We start from the raw sequence: 2,150 nt of genomic DNA on the forward strand, positions 1-2,150 counted from the left end.
CGTATCAGCAAGCATTTAATCTAAACGGCAGTTACACAGAATTCGGGATGGTCTCACTTATCGGAAATAAGACGGATAATTGCGGATAAAAAGCGACTTACAATCACATTTCATTTAGGATTTTGGAATGGTAACGCATTCAAACGATGTACTGACAACGAGCATTTTGAGGAAGTTTTTAGCGATATAGTAACCAAGTTAGAAGCTGAGCACGTTTAAACAGACTACTCGGAGTGTCCAATTTTAGCTATCGCCAGTCATTGACTGGTGATAGCTAAAACCATAAGTGGCGTATGATGGTTGAGATGACCATAGAGACTACAAAGAAATACCAATACAGATATTTAGGTTTGACTAAATTGGTATATTTATAAAATAAAAAACTGAAAATATTTTAGCTTGGGGCTTTTTAATATTTGAGGCTATATGCAATACAGGGTATCAGTAGTTAATCATCACGATCAACGTCGCTTACCTGACGGCGAGTAATCTTACCAGTCATGCTGTCGACAACAACTTTATGAATCTGATTGCCTTTACCAATTTCAACTTCGTAGACAGGCTTGCCAAAATCTATATCGAATTCTACTTCCAGCACTTTCCCTTTCAGCGTTTGGTTTGCTTTTTTTATGGCTTGAGACAAACTCACTTTTGCTTGTTTCATGGCCTTATATTCTGCCAAGTCTTCTTTGTCTAAACGCTCTGTTTCCCATTTCGTGATCTTGCCTGTATTGGCATTCACGCTGACTTCTTGTTCATTATTGTTGGTAATGATGTTGATATCATAATGGCTATTTTCGTTACGATATTCTTGATCAAAGTCTGCACTGATGATATCGCCTTTTACCGCTTTATTAGCAAGGGCCATCGCCTGCTCTAAACTGATTTTACTCTGTGACACTGCCGTTACCTCATTCATAGCAGGGGCTGCTTGACTGGCTGAAACAGAGGCTATGCTGAAGCTTACGACACTCAGTGCCATTACAAGAGATTTCTTCAATGTTGATAGTTTTTTCATAATAAAACCCTAAAATGCGTTAGTTTTTCTGCAGACTGTTTGTTAATTAGAATAAGAGATTCATTTAAAGATAAATAATGACATACAGTTAATCGCTATGTCTAAGTGATTTATGCTGAAAAATGTAACGGGTGTTATAACAAATAACGTTCGATAGAAGAATTCGATTTCATTGGTTCCCTGGGTATGCCTATTGTGAACCAATCAGGCTCATTCACTGGTTCGGTTCCCTAGTGAGGACTTGAATCTTCGGCTGTAGGCTACTGATGCCAAAGTTTTAACTCATTGACAGTCTATATGACTACGGACAATCTTTATGGAAACACTTAATACTGAAAACCTTACTTTAGACATTATCCCAGCATCATTTAATCTTGTATTGCGAAGGCTACTTGAGCCAGCAGGGTATGCAGTTGAAAACGTTGAGCCTGAAATGGAAAGTACGGAATACGGGGCGCTTAAATTTACACTTAATGGTCAAAGGGTACTTTATCGACAAGCGAAAACCACACCAAAAAAGATTGGTCAATTTGTGACAATATGGAAGCGTGAACACCCTAACAGTGAAATTGCACCAATTGACCTGAAGGATGGGGTGGATTGGGTGATTATAGCTGCCAACGAGGGTGCTAATTTCGGAGTTTTCGTTTTCAGTGCACAACTTCTTGCTAAAAAAGGCGTATTTTCTGAAGAAGCAAAGGCTGGTAAGAGAGCAATTAGAGTATATGCACCTTGGACAACCCCAACGGCTGTACAAGCTAAACGAACAAAAAATTGGCAGACGGAGTGTTTTCTTGATTTTGAGGATAGCGATGCCATTTTAGAGTCTTTTACTAGAATGCTGGGTTAATAGTAAGAGGTATTCCAAGCCCTTGAACTGTCAAAATTTAACAAGCGATCAGAGGTATACCCCAACGGAACCATCCAAACAGACCGTTTAAACGATAAACAGACTACCTAAAATAGACTGATATTAGCGAACTACTTATAGCAAGGGGTGGCGTAAACGAGACCATCCCAGATTCTGTGTAACTGACGTTTAGATTAAATACTTACACAAAATTTAGGAAGGTCTCCAAACTCAAAAGGCGATACATAGCCCAATGCACTGTGTATACGCTTTTTATTGAAC

2 protein-coding genes are annotated in these 2,150 nt (G+C 38.9%); one reads left to right on the forward strand and one right to left on the reverse strand.

Features of this window, described 5'->3' with window-relative positions; translation table 11 throughout:
• Positions 1–448: 448 nt before the first annotated feature.
• Positions 449–1,018, reverse strand: a complete 570-nt coding sequence (locus EI164_RS15755; RefSeq protein ID WP_192520925.1) for a PepSY domain-containing protein — start codon at positions 1,016–1,018, stop codon at positions 449–451.
• Between the two features lie 316 nt (positions 1,019–1,334).
• Here EI164_RS15755 and EI164_RS15760 point away from each other — a divergent pair, with 316 nt between their 5' ends.
• Positions 1,335–1,868: a MepB family protein gene (locus EI164_RS15760; RefSeq protein WP_192520927.1), complete on the forward strand. Its 534-nt coding sequence runs from the start codon at positions 1,335–1,337 to the stop codon at positions 1,866–1,868.
• Positions 1,869–2,150 lie beyond the last annotated feature (282 nt).

It is taken from the genome of Psychrobacter sp. FME13 (assembly GCF_014861395.1).
Lineage (GTDB): Bacteria > Pseudomonadota > Gammaproteobacteria > Pseudomonadales > Moraxellaceae > Psychrobacter.